The following is a 14,968-nucleotide window of genomic DNA, read 5'->3' as shown; positions in this document are numbered from 1 at the left end:
GATCCCTGTCACGGAGGCCCGAAAGATGACAAGTTCGGTTTGCTTTCGCCGCCGAACCTTGGTGGTCTGAACCACTGATGGCCGGGATCGGGACCTGATTTCACCTGCTGTCGGCGGCTGTTTCCTGGCCGCCGACGCCCGAGGCCCGGGGAGCACGACGTTCGGAGAAACGTGCCCGACAACGAGCACACGACCTGGCTGCGCAAGGCCACCACCAGTCGACCCCTGATGATCGCGCTCGCCGCGGTCGTCGTCCTGGCGGTCGCCGGCAGCACCTGGGGCTACACCGCACTGAGCAAGACCGTCACCCTGACCCTCGACGGCAAGTCCGAGGAAGTGACCGCCTTCGGCGGCACCGTCGGTGACGTGCTCGACGCCCAGGGCGTCGAGATCGGCCCGAAGGACGACGTCCTCCCGGCACCCGACGAGGCGATCAGCGACGGCAGCCGCATCTCGGTGCACTTCGCCCGGCCCTTCGAGGTCAACGTCGACGGCAAGCCGACGACGTACTGGGTCACCTCGACCACCGTCTCCCGTGCGCTCGACGAGATCGGCCACACGTACGCCGGCGCCGACCTCTCGACCAGCCGCGGCGGTGGCATCGACCGCAAGGGCATGAAGCTCGACGTCGTCACCCCCAAGGACCTGGTCGTCAAGATCGGCGACCGCAAATCCGTCCACCGCACCCTGACCGCGCTGACGGTCGAGGACGCGCTCGAGGAGCTGGGCGTCGACGCCGACAAGAACGACCAGACCCGGCCCGCGGCCGACCACGTGCTCCACGACGGCGACAAGCTCGTCTTCACCAGCATCCGCGTGGTGAAGAAGCACGTGGCCGGTGAGCCCGTGGACTTCCACACCGTCGAGCGCGAGGACTCCTCGATGTACGAGGGCGAGACCTCCGTGGTCCGCGACGGGCGGACCGGCATCCGCGACGTCACCTACCGCATCGTCTACCGCAACGGCGACGTCACGGTGAAGAAGGTCCTGAGCCAGGACGTCCGGCGCGCGCCGGTCGACGAGATCGTCAAGGTCGGCACCAAGGCGCCGGCGACGAACTTCGGCGGCGGCAACACCGTCTGGGACCGGCTCGCCCAGTGCGAGTCCGGCGGCAACTGGGCGATCAACACCGGCAACGGCTACTACGGCGGCCTGCAGTTCAACCTCGGCACCTGGCGCGCGAACGGCGGCTCGGGCCTGCCGAGCAACGCCAGCCGCGAGACCCAGATCGCGATCGCGACCAAGGTCCGCGACGCGTCCGGCGGGTACGGCGCGTGGCCGGGCTGCGCGGCCTCCCTGGGACTGCCTCGCTGATCCGCGCCTGACATGACGAAGGGCCCCGGTGCAGTGCACCGGGGCCCTTCTTCATGGTGCTGCTACTTCACCTTGACGGTGATCGTCTTGCTCGCCGAGCCGAAGCCCGTCGCGCCGGGGTACGACACCTTCAGCTTGTAGCTGCCCTTCTTCTTGCCGGGCAGCTTCACCGTGGCCTTGCCGTTCTTCAGGGTGACCTTGCCGAGGCTCTTGCCGGCGTACGTCACCTTGACCTTCCCGGTGGCCTTCTCCGACCCGGAGGTCGCCTTGATGGTGACGGCGACCTTCTTGCCAGGCTTGGCCTTGCCGGGCTTGACCGACAGGGTCACCTTGCCCTTCGCGACCTTCGCCGTGCTGGCGGACGTCGCGGTGGTCGAGGTGTAGCCGGACTTGGCGCCCGTCACCGAGACCGAGATCCGGTGGCCCGCATCCGCAGGCTGGACCCGGTACTTGGCGCCGGTCGCACCCTTGATCGCCTTGCCGTCACGCAGCCACTTGACCGAAGACGTCACTCCGGACTGGAACCACTTCGGTGCCTGCGACGTGAGGACGCTGCCGACCTTGGGCGAGCCGCTGATCGTGGCGGCCGACGTCGCGGCCACGAACTTGGCGCCGATCTTGAGCACCTTCGTGTCCGTGGTCTCGTTGGACGACACCACCTGGATCTCGGTGCCGACACCGGCGACCTTGGTCGAGAACCAGCCGTGGCCAGCGTCGGCCCGGTAGTACGCGTCCGGGTTGCTGTCCTCGAACACCGGGACCGCTGCCCGAGCGGGCGCCGACACCGACTGCGTGCCGCCGCTGACCTCCTTGGTCAGGTTGAGCGCACTGTTCTGGTCGACGTCGAAGGTCGCGTCGAAGGACTGCAACCGACCGTTGCCCGCCGACGACGCTCCCGTGCCGCTCCAGGTGAGGATGTCCGGCTGGGCGTCCACCGGGAGGTTGGCGCCGTGACCGGGGTGCTCGCTGGTGTTGTTGTCACCGTAGGCACCGTTCGTGTAGTAGAGCAGCAGGCCGTCCTCGTAGGAGTAGTGGTCGACCTTGTTGGGGGCAGAGCTCGCGTAGTCGAAGCTGTACGGGCCCTGGGTGAGGGTCTTGTCGTAGCCGTCGAAGGTGCGGTTCTCCGCCATGTAGGACTGCGAGAAGTCGTACGTGTACGTGCCACCGACGACCGAGAAGAACCCGTCGAGGGTCCAGTCGTTGCTCGCGCCGAACGAGGTCGTGTAGGACCCCACCGACAGGTTCTTGACCAGCAGGCCCGCCCCGTGGGTGTTGCCGTCCGTGACGTACGACCAGCGCAGCTTGACGGCGTCCCCGGCGTACGCGCTCAGGTCGGCGGTGAGGTCGGAGAAGGTCGTCTGGCTGCCGGTGATTCCGGTGGTGCCGGCGGCCGACTTGCTGGTCGGCACGCTCGTCCACGTCCCGCCACCATCGTCCGAGACCTGCAGGTAGGCGAAGTCGTAGCCGTTCTCGATGCTGTAGGCGACGCTTGCGGTGAGCTGCGGCGAGCCACTGGGCAGGGTGATCGTCGGGCTCGTCGCGGTGACCGTCGTGCCGTCACGGGTGCCGGAGTAGAGGTAGTCACCGCTCGCGGGACCGTTGGCCGTGTCGTGGCCGTCCGGCAGCGTCACCATCACGGCCTGCTTGCCTGCCGAGGTCGCGTGGTACGACGGGCCGAGCGTGACCTCCTGGGGGTCGCCGAGACCATCGACGACGGCCAGGTCGTCGAAGCCGTCATCGGTCTCGGTGCCGTACCAACCGAGGAAGAGCTTCTCGGTCGGACCCATGTGCCCGGCGCCGGAGCCGATCGAGTCCTGGCCGTGGCCGAGCCACGAGCCGGAGTCCATCAGGGTCCAGTAGCCGTTGCTGTTGTCGCCGTCGCCGGTGTCGTAGTAGTCCGGCAGGCCGAGGTCGTGACCGAACTCGTGCGAGAAGACACCCAGGCCGCCGTTCTCCGGCTCCGTGGTGTAGTCGTAGATGTAGTAGCCGGAGTCACCGATCTCGACACCACCCACCGGGAAGCAGGCGTCGCACGAGCCCTCGGCGGGCCCGTCCGTGCCGTAGCCGGCGATGTTGGCCGACCAGCGGTGGGACCAGATCGTCCACGGTGCCGCACCGGCCTCCTCGCCCTCGCCGGCGTGCACCGCCTGGAAGTGGTCGATGTAGCCGTCGGGCTCGTTGTAGTTGCCGTCGCCGTCCATGTCGTAGCGGTCCCAGACGTCGTACTGGGCGAGGTAGTCCTTGACCTGCTGCGGCGTCTTGCCCGCGGTCGCCGCGGCGTACCAGGCGTTGGCGGAGTCGCCGATGAAGTTGGTCATCTCCGGCTGGTTCTCGGCGCCCGCTGCGTCCGAGTAGTACGACTCCGGGTGGTCGACGGTGACCCAGTCGGACACGTCGCCCTCGAGGTCGAACCGGCCGCTGGACATCTCGTCGTAGAGGTCCTTGAAGGACTCGCCGTCCTGCTCGGGCATGCCGTTGAAGAACATGTCCAGGTAGTGCTCGCGGTTGAAGTCCGCCTTCCAGTACGTCGTGTTGTCCGACGCAGCGGGCTCGGGGATCTCGTTGTTGACCGGGCCGGCGGTCTGGGTCGGGAAGGCCGGGTTGCCCGCGCCGTCACCGAAGTCGACCAGGAAGGTCAGCAGCTTGGCCGACTGGCTCACCGGGTAGTCCACCTCGGACCCGTCGGCGCGCTGGATGGTCCGGCTCTTGCCCCGGCCCTTGAGGGTGGCGTCGCCGCTGGCGAGCTCCTGCACGGCCTGCTGGCGCGCAGAGCTCCGCTGGGACGCCAGCGGGCTCGGGCGGTTGTCCAGCTTCTTCGCGCTGTGGTCCGCCTGTGGTGCCGAGCGCAGACCCGAGTCTGCGGCGTTGGCCGGTGCGGTGGTGACGAACGGCAGCACTGCGGCCACCGCCAGTGCACTCACCGCCGATGTGGCACGTCTCATCAACTGATTCCTCCGAGTTTGTCAGGCAACCCCGAGTCGCCTGGTCTGGTGCGAGGACCTTACCTACGGATGGACGGAATGTGACCGCAAAACTTCTGGCGAAATCTGCTGGTTACGCTGGGACTTGTGCCCGACACGTCATCTGACCCACGACTCTTGGGTGCAACCGACGTCCGGGCGCTCGCCGCGCGCCTCGACCTGCGGCCCACGAAGCAGCGCGGACAGAACTTCGTGATCGATGCCAACACGGTGCGTCGCATCGTCCGGGACTCCGGGATCACCGCCGACGACGTGGTCCTCGAGGTCGGTCCGGGTCTGGGCTCGTTGACGCTGGCCCTGCTCGAGGTGGCCCAACGGGTGGTGGCGATCGAGCTCGACCCCAAGCTGGCCGGGCTGCTGCCCGAGACGATCGCGGCGTACGCACCGGCCCAGGCGGACCGGTTCGAGGTGGTGCTGGCCGACGCGCTGCGCGTCGACTCCGTGCCGGGTCCGCCGCCGACCGCGCTGGTCGCCAACCTGCCCTACAACGTCTCGGTGCCGGTGCTGCTGCACCTGATGGCACTGCTGCCCTCGCTGCGGCACGGACTGGTGATGGTGCAGGCCGAGGTGGCCGACCGGCTGGCCGCCGGCCCCGGCTCCAAGGTGTACGGCGTGCCGTCGGTGAAGGCCGCCTGGTACGCCGACGTACGCCGCGCGGGCACGGTCGGCCGCAACGTCTTCTGGCCCGCGCCCAACGTCGACTCCGGCCTGGTGGCGTGGACCCAGCACGAGCCGCCGACCACGACCGTGCCGCGCGAGCGGGTCTTCGAGGTCGTCGACGCGGCGTTCGCGCACCGGCGCAAGGCGCTGCGCGGAGCGCTGCGCTCCCTCGCCCCGGGGGAGGCCGTCGACGCCGCGCTGGAGCAGGCGGGGGTCGAGCCGCTCACCCGGGGTGAGACCCTGACCATCCACGACTTCGTCCGCATCGCAGAAGGACTCCCCACGTGAGCATCACGGTGCGTGCGCCGGCCAAGATCAACCTCCACCTCGGCGTGGGGGCCCCGCGTGACGACGGGTTCCACCCGCTCACGAGCGTCTACCAGGCGGTCGGCGTGTACGACGATCTCACGGTCGACGACGCCGACGGCTGGTCGGTCGACGTCTCCGTGTCCGACTGGATGGACCGCAGCCACGTGCCGCTGGCCGGCGACAACATCGTCGACCGGGCGGCCGCGCTGCTCGCCGCCCACCACGGGCTCGCGATCAGCGGCGACGTGCACATCGACAAGGCGATCCCGGTCGCCGGCGGGATGGCCGGCGGGTCGGCCGACGCCGCCGCCGCGCTGGTCGCCCTCGACCGGCTCTGGGGTGCGAACACCACGGACGACGACCTGCTCGCGCTGGCCGCGCAGCTGGGCAGCGACGTGCCGTTCGCGCTGCTCGGCGGCACCGCGCTCGGGACCGGGCGCGGCGAGGTCGTGGAGCCGGTGGCCGACGCCGGCACCTGGTGGTGGGTGCTGGTGCCCTCGCCGATCGGGCTGTCGACGCCCGAGATCTACCGCCATTTCGACCGGCTCTTCCCGGACGCCCCCGCCGTACCCCCGGTGCCGGAGGCGCTCCTCGCCGCCCTCGCCGCAGGAGACCCGTACGCCCTCGCCAGCGCCCTCCACAACGACCTGCAGGCCGCCGCGCTCGACCTGCGGCCCGACCTGCAGCTGCTGATCGACGCCGGCGAGGCCGCCGGCGCGCTGCGAGGGGTCGTGACCGGGTCGGGACCGACCTGCGTCTTCCTGACCGAGTCGGCCGACGACGCCCGCGAGACCGCGGCCGAGCTGCGCGCGGCGTACGACGTCGTGCTCGTGACCACGGGCGCGGTCGCCGGGGCGCACACGGTGACCTATGTCTAACCTCCTCAACCTCGAGCGCGTCTCCAAGTCGTACGGCGTCCGCCCGCTGCTCACCGAGGTCTCGCTGGGCATCGGGGTCGGTGAGCGGATCGGCATCGTCGGCCGCAACGGCGACGGCAAGACCACGCTGCTCGAGGTGATGACCGGCATCGAGGAACCCGACGCCGGCCGGGTCTCCCAGCAGCGCGGGCTGCTGATCGGCTACCTCCACCAGGGCGACGAGCTCGACGACACCCACACCGTGCGCGAGGCCGTCCTCGGCGGCCGCTCCGACCACGAGTGGGCCGCCGACTACCGGATGCGCGAGATCGTCGAGGTGCTGCTCGCCGGGGTCGCGCTCGACCGGGAGGTCAACGGGCTGTCGGGTGGCGAGCGCCGCCGGTGCTCGCTGGCCGAGCTGCTGCTCGGCGACCACGACCTGATCGTGCTCGACGAGCCCACCAACCACCTCGACGTCGAGGCCGTCGCGTGGCTGGCCCAGCACCTGGTCAAGCGTCCGTCCGCGATGGTCGTCGTCACCCACGACCGGTGGTTCCTCGACGAGGTGTGCCAGTGGACGTGGGAGGTCCACGACGGCGTGGTCGACGCCTACGAGGGCGGGTACGCCGCGTTCGTGCTGGCCAAGGCCGAGCGGTCCCGGCAGGCGTCGGCCTCCGAGATCCGTCGGCAGAACCTCGCCCGCAAGGAGCTGGCGTGGCTGCGCCGCGGGCCGCCGGCGCGGACGTCGAAGCCGAAGTTCCGCATCGAGGCCGCCAACGCGCTGATCGAGGACGTGCCGCCGCCGCGCGACCGCCTCGAGCTGCAGAAGTTCGCGACCCAGCGGCTCGGCAAGGACGTCATCGACATCGAGGACGCCGACCTGGTCCGGGGCGAGCGCACGCTCCTCAAGCACGCCACCTGGCGCCTCGGTCCCGGCGACCGGGTCGGCATCGTCGGCGTCAACGGCGCCGGCAAGAGCTCGGTCCTCAACCTGATCTCCGGTGCCCTCGCTCCCGCGGCGGGCAAGGTCAAGCAGGGGCGGACGGTCGCCATGCGGCACCTGACCCAGCAGCTCGACGAGCTCGACCCCGACGCCCGGGTGCTGCCGATGGTCGAGTCCTACCGCCGGGTCACCAAGACCGCGGACGGGCAGGAGATCACCGCGACCTCGATGCTGGAGCGCTTCGGCTTCACGGGGGACAAGCTGACCGCGCGGATCGGCGACCTGTCGGGTGGCGAGCGCCGGCGCTTCCAGCTGCTGATGCTGCTGCTCGACGAGCCCAACGTGCTGCTGCTCGACGAGCCCACCAACGACCTCGACATCGACACCCTCAACGTGCTCGAGGACTTCCTCGACGGCTGGCCGGGGACGCTGATCGTGGTCTCCCACGACCGGTACTTCCTCGAGCGGGTCACCGACTCGGTGTGGGCGCTGCTCGGCGACGGCCAGATCTCGATGCTGCCCCGCGGCGTGGACGAGTACCTCGAGCGCCGGGCCGGCGGTCTCGCGTCCGGCCAGCTCGACGTGGGCACCACCTCGCAGCAGGCCGCCAACGCCGCCGGCACCGCGACCAAGGCCCGGGTGGGGGGCGCCGAGGAGCGGGCCGCCCGCAAGGCGGTCTCCCGGATCGAGAAGCGGCTGGCCCGGATCACGATCGAGGAGACCGCCATCAACGCGGAGATCCTGGAGCACGCGCAGGACTACGAGCGGCTGGCCGGGCTCAGCGCTCGCCTCACCGCGCTGGCGACGGAGAAGGACGAGCTCGAGCTCGAGTGGCTCGACGCCTCCGAGCTGCTGGAGTAGTCACCTCGACCGCGCGGCGACGGTCGGCACGATGGAGCCGACCGACACCACCAGCACGACCAGGCTGAGCACGCCGTACGTCGTGAGGTCGACGGCGGGGACCGCGAACCCGAGCAGCCCGGCGCTGACCCCGATCACCGCGGGCACGACGGCGACGGTGCCGACCAGCCACGCCACGGCTGCCGTCACCAGCGCCTCGACCAGCGACATCGTCACCAGCTGGCGACGGGTCGCGCCGGTGCGGCGCAGGAGCACGAGCTCGTCGCGCCGACCCGCGGTGGCCATCACCAGGGCGTTCGCGGCGGCGACCGCCACGAACGCGAGCAGCGCGAGCAGCAGCACCAGCGAGAGCCGCTGCTCACCGGCGTCGGCGGTGGTGGCGCTGTCGGCGTACGCCGCCGGCGCGGTCGCGGTGATGCCCTGGTCCGCCAGCTCCTGGCGCACCGAGGTCGGGTCGGCGGTCTCCACCAGGACGGTGTCGGTCGGCGTCGGGACGCCCTCGGCGGCCATCGTCGGCGCGCCGACGAGGTAGCCACCGAAGCCCAGGCCCCGCTCGTAGACGGCGACGACGCGCATCGTCGTGACGCGGTCGCCGGGCAGCCGTGCCTCGACCTCGTCGCCGAGCCCGTGCCCGGTCTCGAAGCGGGCGTCCGTGCTGACGGCGACGGTGCCCGGCTCGTCGAGCGCCTTCAGCGAGCCCGCCACCACCCCGGGGTCGTACGCCGTGCCGGTGCCGCCCTCGGGCAGCACGCTGAGCGGCATCGACTCCCAGGACAGGGCCGAGAGGCCCGGCACGTCCTCGTCGTCGGTGCGGACCTGCGCGGTGACGCCGGCCAGCGGGTAGGCGTGCTCGACGCCGGGAGCAGCCGCCACGGCGCCCGCGTCGAGGGGAGCGTCGTCCGTGGCCGAGACGACCAGGTCGGCCTTCAGCCCGGCGCGCAGCTGCTCGTTGCCGGCCGAGACGACGGCGCTGTTGACGCTGCCCTGCACGGTGCCGACGGCGACCATCACCGCGAGCGGGACGACGACGGTGGCGAGACGACGCGAGAAGCCGCGGCTGTTGGCGAGGGCGAGCCGCGCGGCGGGGCGGCGTACCCGACCGGAGAGCGCACCCGTGCGGTCGAGCAGCCAGGTGACCAGGAGCGGCCCGGCCAGTGCCGCGGCCGCGACGAGCAGCAGCGCGGACGTGGCGGCGGAGGCGCTGCCGACCGTGCCCGGCACCACGAGGGGCGAGCCGGCGGCCAGCAACCCGACAGCGGCCAGGACGGTCGCGAGGGTGCGCCGCACCCTCCCGACCTCACGCTGCTCGACGCCGCTGTCGCGCACGGCGGCGGTCGGGGGCTGCCGCAGCGTCTCGCGGGTCGCGAGCCGGCCGGCCAGGAGCGCCACGGGGAGCAACAGCACGACCGCGGCGACAGCCGCCGTGGGGGCGAGCACGAGAGGGGTGCCGTCACCCAGCATGCCCGCGTCGCGGAGCAGCGGCCGGGTCAGCCCGGCAGCGGCGAGCCCGGGGACGGCACCGAGCGGTGCGGCCAGCAGCGTGAGCAGCAGCAGCTCGGTGCCGATCGCGCGGCGTACCTGCGTCCGGGTGGCGCCGACAGCGCGCAGCAGGGCCAGCTCGCGGCGGCGCTGGCGCAGCGCCAGCGTCACCGTGGAGGCGACGACGAGCACGACGACCACCAGCGCCGTGCCGGCGAAGGACCCGGCGAGGGCGGCCAGCATCCCGGTGTCGTCCTCGGTGCCGGAGGCACGCAGCCCGGACTCGAGCAGGCGACCGGTCGCGGCGAGCAGCGCGGCCGCGAGCGCGATCACCAGGAACGTCCCGGTGAGGCTCCCACGGTGGGCGCGCACCGACGTCCAGGCCTGCTTCACGTCTGTCGTGGTCATCGCCGTCACCGCCCCAGCGCGATCATGCGCGCGGTGATCTGCTCGACGGTGGGCTGGTCGAGCTGGTCGACGAGCCGGCCGTCGGCGAGGAAGAGGACCCGGTCGGCGGCAGCCGCGACGCGAGGGTCGTGGGTGACCACGACGACGGTCTGACCGAGGCGCCGTGCGGTCTCGCGCAGGACCTCGAGCACCTGGGTGCCCGTGCGGGAGTCGAGGGCACCGGTGGGCTCGTCGGCGAGGACCACGGTGGGGCGGGGGAGCAGCGCCCGGGCGATGGCGACCCGCTGGGCCTGCCCGCCGGACAGCTCCCCCGGGCGGCGGTCCTCGAGCCCGGTCAGCCCGACGGCGGCGACCAGCTCGGCGAGCCAGCCCGGGTCGGGCTCGCGGCGGGCCAGCACCATCGGCAGCCGGATGTTGTCGATCACCGTCAGGTGCCCGATCAGGTTGTAGGACTGGAAGACGAAGCCGACGTGCTCGCGACGGAAGCGGGTCAGGGCGTCGCTCGACAGGGAGCCGATCTCGCGGTCGCCGACCAGGATCCGGCCGCTGGTGGGGGTGTCGAGGCCGGCGGCGCAGCTGAGCAGGGTCGACTTGCCGGACCCGGACGGGCCCATGACGGCGGTGAACGAGCCGGTGGGGAGGGCGAGCGAGACGCCGCGCACGGCGTGCACGGGCTCGGCGCCGGGATAGGTCTTGTGGACGTCGATGAGGTGCACGGCCGGTGGGGCCATGGTGGCGGTGCTGGTGGGGGAGTTCATGTCATCGACGCTAGGAGCCGCGCGACCGCCGTACGAGAGCCGTCGTGAGGAGATCCCCAGGTTGCATCTTTCGATGCAGGCACCCGCGTCGACCGGTCAGTCCGGGAGGTCGACGACCTTGTTCTGGTAGGCCCAGACGGCTGCCTGCAGGCGGGAGCGGACGCCCAGCTTGGGCAGGATGCGGGCCAGGTGGGACTTCACCGTCGACTGCTCGAGCACCAGCTCGCGGGCGATCTCGTCGTTGGACATGCCCTGGGCCAGCAGCAGCACGATCTCCAGCTCCCGCGCGGTGAGCAGGTCGGTCCCGCGGCCGGCGCTGACCGGCTGGGTCTGCCGTCGGTCGACGACCTCGCGCAGCACCCGCTTGGTCAGGGCGTCGTCGAGGGTGCCGTTGCCCGCAGCCACGGACCGCACCGCCTGGACCAGCACGGCGGGGTCGGCGTCCTTGAGCAGGAAGCCGGAGGCCCCGGCCTCCAGGGCGCCGAAGAGGTAGTCGTCGATGTCGAACGTCGTCAGCACCAGCACCGGCACCGGGTCCTCGACCCCCGGGCCGCACAGCGCCCGGGTCGCGCTGATCCCGTCCCGGCCCGGCATCCGGATGTCCATGCAGACGACGTCGGGCCGCAGCTCGCGCGCCATCGCGACCGCCTCGTCCCCGTCCGCCGCTGTGCCCACGACCTCGATGTCGGGCTCGGCACCGAGCAGCGTGCTCAGGCCGGCGCGCACCAGCGCCTGGTCGTCGGCCACCACGACCCGGATCATGCGTCCTCCTCGTCCGTCTGCTCGCGCGGCAGCACCAGCGACACCCGCCAGCCGCCCTCGTCGGTGGGGCCGGCCTCGAGCGCCGACCCCGTGAGCTCGGCGCGCTCGCGCATCCCGACCAGCCCGAAGCCCGACCCGGGCTGCGCACGGGCGCCGAGGCTCGGGTCGTTGGCGACGGTCACCCGGACCGTCGTGGGCTCGCGCTCGTCGATGACCACGTGCGTCGCCGCACCGGGCGCGTGACGGGCCGCGTTGGCCAGCGACTCCTGGACCATCCGGTACGCCGCCAGCTGGGCGAGCGGACCCACGCCGGGGTCGGGCCGTTCGGGGCCGCCGAGGACGGTCAGGTCGACCGGCTGCCCGGCACCGGCGCGGTCGCCGACCAGGGCCGCGATGCCCTGGAGGTTCTCGGGACGGGTGTCGCCGGCCTCCTGGTCCTCGCGCAGCAGGCCGACCAGGCTGCGCAGGTCGCGCAGCACCTCGGTGCTCTCCCGGCGCACCTGCCCGACCGCGAGCTTGGCCGCGGCCGGGTCCGTGTCGATCTGGGTCGCGATGGCGGCCGTCATCACGGCGATCCCCGACAGGTGGTGCGCGGCGATGTCGTGGAGCTCCCGGGCCATGGCGGTCCGCTCGCGCGCGATCGCCGCCTGCACCAAGGCGGTCTGCTCGCGCTCGAGCGCCTCCACCTGACGCTCCCGCGCCAGCCGGACCTCGCGTCGCGAGCTGACGATCAGGGCCACCAGCAGGGCCAGGCCGACGGAGCCGACCGCCTGCAGCAGCGACCCGCCGACGGCCGCCGAGGCCTCGGTGTCGGTGCGGACGCCGCTGATGATCCCGCCGGCGGTGACCAGCGCGGCGGCGGCCACGAGTGCGGGCCACAGCGTGGCGACCGGGCGGCACGTCGCGGCGACGTACGTCGCGACCATGACGGCCAGCGAGGTCAGGTTGGTGGCGTCGTCGAGGCCGGCCAGCGCCGCGAGCGGCGCCATCGCGGCGACGGCGACCAGCACGGCCCGCGGCGTGTGCCAGGCCCGGAGGAGCAGGCCGGCCTGGGCCGTCAGCAGGACGGCGCCGGCCCACCACCCGAGCGACGCCACCGCCGGGATATGCGCGGTGGGGTCCGACTCGGCGAGCGCGGGCAGCAGCAGGAACGCCGCGGCGACCAGCAGCCAGCACCCGCCGGCGACGGCGCGACGTCGAGACTCCACGGTGCTCAGCCCGCGAAGGGCGACAGCAGCGTGCGCAGCAGCCCGGCCAGCTTGACCCGGTCCTTCTCGGGGAGCCCGGCCAGGAACGTCTGCTCGGCGTCCAGGAGCTTCTCGAACGCGCTGTCCACCGCGACCTTGCCCTCCGGCGTGAGTCGCACCAGGACGCCGCGGCGGTCGTGCGGGTCCGGGAGGCGCTCGACCAGGCCGCGGTCGACGAGGCGGTCGACCCGGTTGGTCATGGTCCCGCTGGTCACGAGCGTCTCGCGCAGCAGCTTGCCGGGGGACAGCTCGTACGGCGCGCCCGCCCGCCGCAGCGCGGCCAGCACGTCGAACTCCCAGGACTCCACCTGCGCGGAGGTGAAGGCGTCCTTGCGGGCCAGGTCGAGGTGGCGGCCGAGCCGGCTGATCCGGCTGAAGACCTCGACCGGCGCGAGGTCGAGGTCGGGGCGTTGGCTCGCCCACGCCTCGACCAGCTCGTCGACCTCGTCCCGCATGGGTCGAGCGTACCGGAGCGTCGAGAATCTTGACATCAAGATAAATCGGGCAGACGATGACGTCATGACGCACACCTGGGACCCCGACCGCTACCTGACGTACGCCGACGAGCGCGGCCGCCCGTTCGTCGACCTCCTGACGCGGATCGGCGCCACCGCACCGCGCACCGTCGTCGACCTCGGCTGCGGTCCCGGCAACCTCACCGCGCTGCTCGCGGACCGCTGGCCGGACGCCGACGTCGTCGGGCTCGACTCCAGCCCGGAGATGATCGCGTCCGCTCGCGCGACCGAGCCGCGGGTCGCCTTCGACGTCGCCGACCTGCGGTCGTGGGCGCCCCCGGAGCGCGTCGACGTGCTCGTCTCCAACGCCACCTTGCAGTGGGTCCCCGGCCACCTCGACCTGCTGCCGGCACTCGTCGGGCAGGTCGCACCCGGCGGGTGGTTCGCCTTCCAGGTGCCCGGCAACTTCGACGAGCCCAGCCACACGATCCGCGACGAGCTGGCCGCGGAGGCGCCGTACGCCGAGCACACCGCCGGCGTCGCCGTCCCGAGCAGCCACGACCCGGCCGTCTACCTCGACGTCCTCGCCGGCCTCGGCTGCCGGGTCGATGCGTGGGAGACGACGTACCTGCACCTGCTCACCGGCCCGGACCCGGTCTTCACCTGGGTCTCCGGGACCGGCGCCCGGCCCACCCTGCAGGCGCTGCCCGACGACCTGCGGCCGGGCTTCGAGGCGGAGTTCAAGCGGCGGCTCGCGGCGGCGTACCCCGAGCACGCGTACGGCGTCGTGCTGCCCTTCCGCCGGGTCTTCGTCGTGGCCCAGCTCGCGTCGAGTCGGGACTTCTGACGGTCGAGTCGGGACTTCTGGTGGTCAGAACTCCCGACTCAACGGTCACCACTCACGAATCAACCTCCGGTGAGTGCCTTGCGCCCCAGCACGACGACGCCGGCGCCGAAGAACCCGATCAGCGCGAGGCCGAGGGCCTTGCCGCCGTCGTACGTCAGCAGGGCGACGCCGCCCGCGACGGGGACGAGCAGCAGCAGCGCGACCACGAGGAGCGACCAGCTGACCTTGCGCTCGCTCACGACCAGATCTCCCGGGCGAGCGGCGCGACGGCGGTGGCCTGCGCGAAGCCGGCCCGTGCGGAGGCCGGGCGCCGGGCGGGGTCGAGGACGTTCTTGCCGATCGCGGCCACCGAGTCCGCGTCGGGTGAGACCACCAGGTGGGGGACCGACCCGAGCAGCTGGCCGGCGGTCCGCATCGGCCCGAAGGCGCGGTCCACGGGGGTGAACGCGAGCACTCGGTCGCAGTCGGCGAGCAGGTCGGCGTTCGAGCCCGACCGGGCGCCGCCGTCGATGTAGGGACGGCCGTCGATCGGGACGGGCGGGTAGACGCCGGGTACGGCGCAGCTCGCGGCGACCGCCTCGACCAGCGAGACGCCGTCGGAGCCGTCGAAGACGCGGAGCGCGCCGCTGGTGGCGTCAACGGCGGTGACCAGCAACCGGCCGTCGCCGGCCCACTCCTGGACCGGCAGCCGCTCGCGGATGGCGGCGAAGCGCTCCTCCACGGTCGGCGTCCTGCCGGCGGCGGCCCGGCGCACGGCCCACTGGCCGACCAGCCGGCCGAAGGCCTCCAGCTCGCCGCGGGCCCGCAGCATCGACCAGGCGAACCCGACCATCACGCCGGGCCCGATCGACGCCAGCGGCGCCGGGCGAGGCGTGGAGACCTGGTAGGCGTAGAGGTCCGCGAGCGTGTTGCCCGTGGTGACCTGGGCGCCGACGACCGACCCGGCCGACGTGCCGACGACGGCGTCGGCCTCGGTCACGTCGACCCCGAGCTCCTGGAGGCCGAACAGCAGGCCGGTCTCCCACGCGATCCCGGTGATCCCGCCGCCACCCAGCACCAACCCACGTCGCAGCGTCATGCCTGCGAA

General features: G+C 72.4%; 13 protein-coding genes. 5 read left to right on the top strand and 8 right to left on the bottom strand.

Going from position 1 to position 14,968, the window contains the following annotated elements; translation table 11 throughout:
- Positions 1 to 171: 171 nt before the first annotated feature.
- Positions 172 to 1,314, top strand: coding sequence for a resuscitation-promoting factor (locus ABEA34_RS07200; RefSeq protein ID WP_345520565.1), 1,143 nt, complete (start codon positions 172 to 174; stop codon positions 1,312 to 1,314).
- Between the two features lie 62 nt (positions 1,315 to 1,376).
- Here ABEA34_RS07200 and ABEA34_RS07195 read toward each other — a convergent pair whose 3' ends face one another.
- Positions 1,377 to 4,256 (bottom strand): immune inhibitor A domain-containing protein, encoded by a 2,880-nt coding sequence (locus ABEA34_RS07195; protein WP_345520564.1) that lies wholly within the window; start codon positions 4,254 to 4,256, stop codon positions 1,377 to 1,379.
- 156 nt (positions 4,257 to 4,412) lie between these two features.
- Here ABEA34_RS07195 and rsmA point away from each other — a divergent pair, with 156 nt between their 5' ends.
- Genes rsmA through ABEA34_RS07180 form a run of 3 tightly spaced genes read left to right on the top strand, consistent with a single transcriptional unit; the run spans position 4,413 to position 7,925 of the window.
- Entirely contained in the window at positions 4,413 to 5,243 is an 831-nt protein-coding gene (gene rsmA / locus ABEA34_RS07190; RefSeq protein WP_345520563.1) for a 16S rRNA (adenine(1518)-N(6)/adenine(1519)-N(6))-dimethyltransferase RsmA, read from the top strand.
- Positions 5,240 to 6,142 carry a 4-(cytidine 5'-diphospho)-2-C-methyl-D-erythritol kinase gene (locus tag ABEA34_RS07185; RefSeq protein ID WP_345520562.1) on the top strand — a complete coding sequence of 301 codons (903 nt, stop codon included), beginning with the start codon at positions 5,240 to 5,242 and terminating at the stop codon, positions 6,140 to 6,142. The genes rsmA and ABEA34_RS07185 overlap by 4 nt, the downstream gene beginning before the upstream one ends.
- The gene (locus ABEA34_RS07180; protein ID WP_345520561.1) at positions 6,135 to 7,925 is read left to right on the top strand and encodes an ABC-F family ATP-binding cassette domain-containing protein; all 1,791 of its coding nucleotides are present in this window, start codon (positions 6,135 to 6,137) and stop codon (positions 7,923 to 7,925) included. Before ABEA34_RS07185 ends, ABEA34_RS07180 begins: the two co-directional genes overlap by 8 nt.
- On the opposite strand, the gene ABEA34_RS07175 is transcribed toward ABEA34_RS07180, so the two are convergent.
- The 5 genes from ABEA34_RS07175 to ABEA34_RS07155 all read right to left on the bottom strand — a co-directional run bounded on the left by ABEA34_RS07175 (position 7,926) and on the right by ABEA34_RS07155 (position 13,034).
- Positions 7,926 to 9,812 (bottom strand): FtsX-like permease family protein, encoded by a 1,887-nt coding sequence (locus tag ABEA34_RS07175; protein WP_345520560.1) that lies wholly within the window; start codon positions 9,810 to 9,812, stop codon positions 7,926 to 7,928.
- Between the two features lie 5 nt (positions 9,813 to 9,817).
- Positions 9,818 to 10,570, bottom strand: coding sequence for an ABC transporter ATP-binding protein (locus tag ABEA34_RS07170; RefSeq protein WP_345520559.1), 753 nt, complete (start codon positions 10,568 to 10,570; stop codon positions 9,818 to 9,820).
- A gap of 96 nt (positions 10,571 to 10,666) precedes the next feature.
- Complete coding sequence (locus tag ABEA34_RS07165) at positions 10,667 to 11,332, bottom strand: response regulator (protein WP_345520558.1); 666 nt, start codon at positions 11,330 to 11,332, stop codon at positions 10,667 to 10,669.
- Positions 11,329 to 12,540 carry a sensor histidine kinase gene (locus tag ABEA34_RS07160; RefSeq protein WP_345520557.1) on the bottom strand — a complete coding sequence of 404 codons (1,212 nt, stop codon included), beginning with the start codon at positions 12,538 to 12,540 and terminating at the stop codon, positions 11,329 to 11,331. The genes ABEA34_RS07165 and ABEA34_RS07160 overlap by 4 nt, the downstream gene beginning before the upstream one ends.
- A 5-nt stretch (positions 12,541 to 12,545) precedes the next feature.
- Positions 12,546 to 13,034: a MarR family winged helix-turn-helix transcriptional regulator gene (locus ABEA34_RS07155; RefSeq protein WP_345520556.1), complete on the bottom strand. Its 489-nt coding sequence runs from the start codon at positions 13,032 to 13,034 to the stop codon at positions 12,546 to 12,548.
- 64 nt (positions 13,035 to 13,098) lie between these two features.
- On the opposite strand from ABEA34_RS07155, the gene ABEA34_RS07150 reads away from it, so the two are divergent.
- Positions 13,099 to 13,881, top strand: a complete 783-nt coding sequence (locus ABEA34_RS07150) for a trans-aconitate 2-methyltransferase (RefSeq protein ID WP_345520555.1) — start codon at positions 13,099 to 13,101, stop codon at positions 13,879 to 13,881.
- Between the two features lie 59 nt (positions 13,882 to 13,940).
- On the opposite strand, the gene ABEA34_RS07145 is transcribed toward ABEA34_RS07150, so the two are convergent.
- Positions 13,941 to 14,120, bottom strand: a complete 180-nt coding sequence (locus tag ABEA34_RS07145) for a hypothetical protein (RefSeq protein WP_345520554.1) — start codon at positions 14,118 to 14,120, stop codon at positions 13,941 to 13,943.
- On the bottom strand, positions 14,117 to 14,959 hold the full coding sequence (locus ABEA34_RS07140; protein ID WP_345520553.1) for a patatin-like phospholipase family protein: 843 nt from the start codon (positions 14,957 to 14,959) through the stop codon (positions 14,117 to 14,119). Before ABEA34_RS07140 ends, ABEA34_RS07145 begins: the two co-directional genes overlap by 4 nt.
- Positions 14,960 to 14,968: the final 9 nt, after the last annotated feature.

It is taken from the genome of Nocardioides conyzicola (assembly GCF_039543825.1).
In the GTDB taxonomy this organism is placed as follows: Bacteria; Actinomycetota; Actinomycetes; order Propionibacteriales; family Nocardioidaceae; genus Nocardioides; species Nocardioides conyzicola.
The sequence above is the reverse complement of the archived record's forward strand: the minus strand, read 5'-3'. Positions and strand labels throughout refer to the sequence as shown.

What these genes read in the sequence shown, in the direction of transcription:
- ABEA34_RS07195 (WP_345520564.1), bottom strand. Translation starts at nt 4,256, where the DNA reads ATGAGACGTGCCACATCGGCGGTGAGTGCACTGGCGGTGGCCGCAGTG.
- ABEA34_RS07150 (WP_345520555.1), top strand. Translation starts at nt 13,099, where the DNA reads ATGACGCACACCTGGGACCCCGACCGCTACCTGACGTACGCCGACGAG.
- ABEA34_RS07165 (WP_345520558.1), bottom strand. Translation starts at nt 11,332, where the DNA reads ATGATCCGGGTCGTGGTGGCCGACGACCAGGCGCTGGTGCGCGCCGGC.
- ABEA34_RS07170 (WP_345520559.1), bottom strand. Translation starts at nt 10,570, where the DNA reads ATGAACTCCCCCACCAGCACCGCCACCATGGCCCCACCGGCCGTGCAC.
- ABEA34_RS07155 (WP_345520556.1), bottom strand. Translation starts at nt 13,034, where the DNA reads ATGCGGGACGAGGTCGACGAGCTGGTCGAGGCGTGGGCGAGCCAACGC.
- ABEA34_RS07140 (WP_345520553.1), bottom strand. Translation starts at nt 14,959, where the DNA reads ATGACGCTGCGACGTGGGTTGGTGCTGGGTGGCGGCGGGATCACCGGG.
- ABEA34_RS07180 (WP_345520561.1), top strand. Translation starts at nt 6,135, where the DNA reads ATGTCTAACCTCCTCAACCTCGAGCGCGTCTCCAAGTCGTACGGCGTC.
- ABEA34_RS07175 (WP_345520560.1), bottom strand. Translation starts at nt 9,812, where the DNA reads ATGACCACGACAGACGTGAAGCAGGCCTGGACGTCGGTGCGCGCCCAC.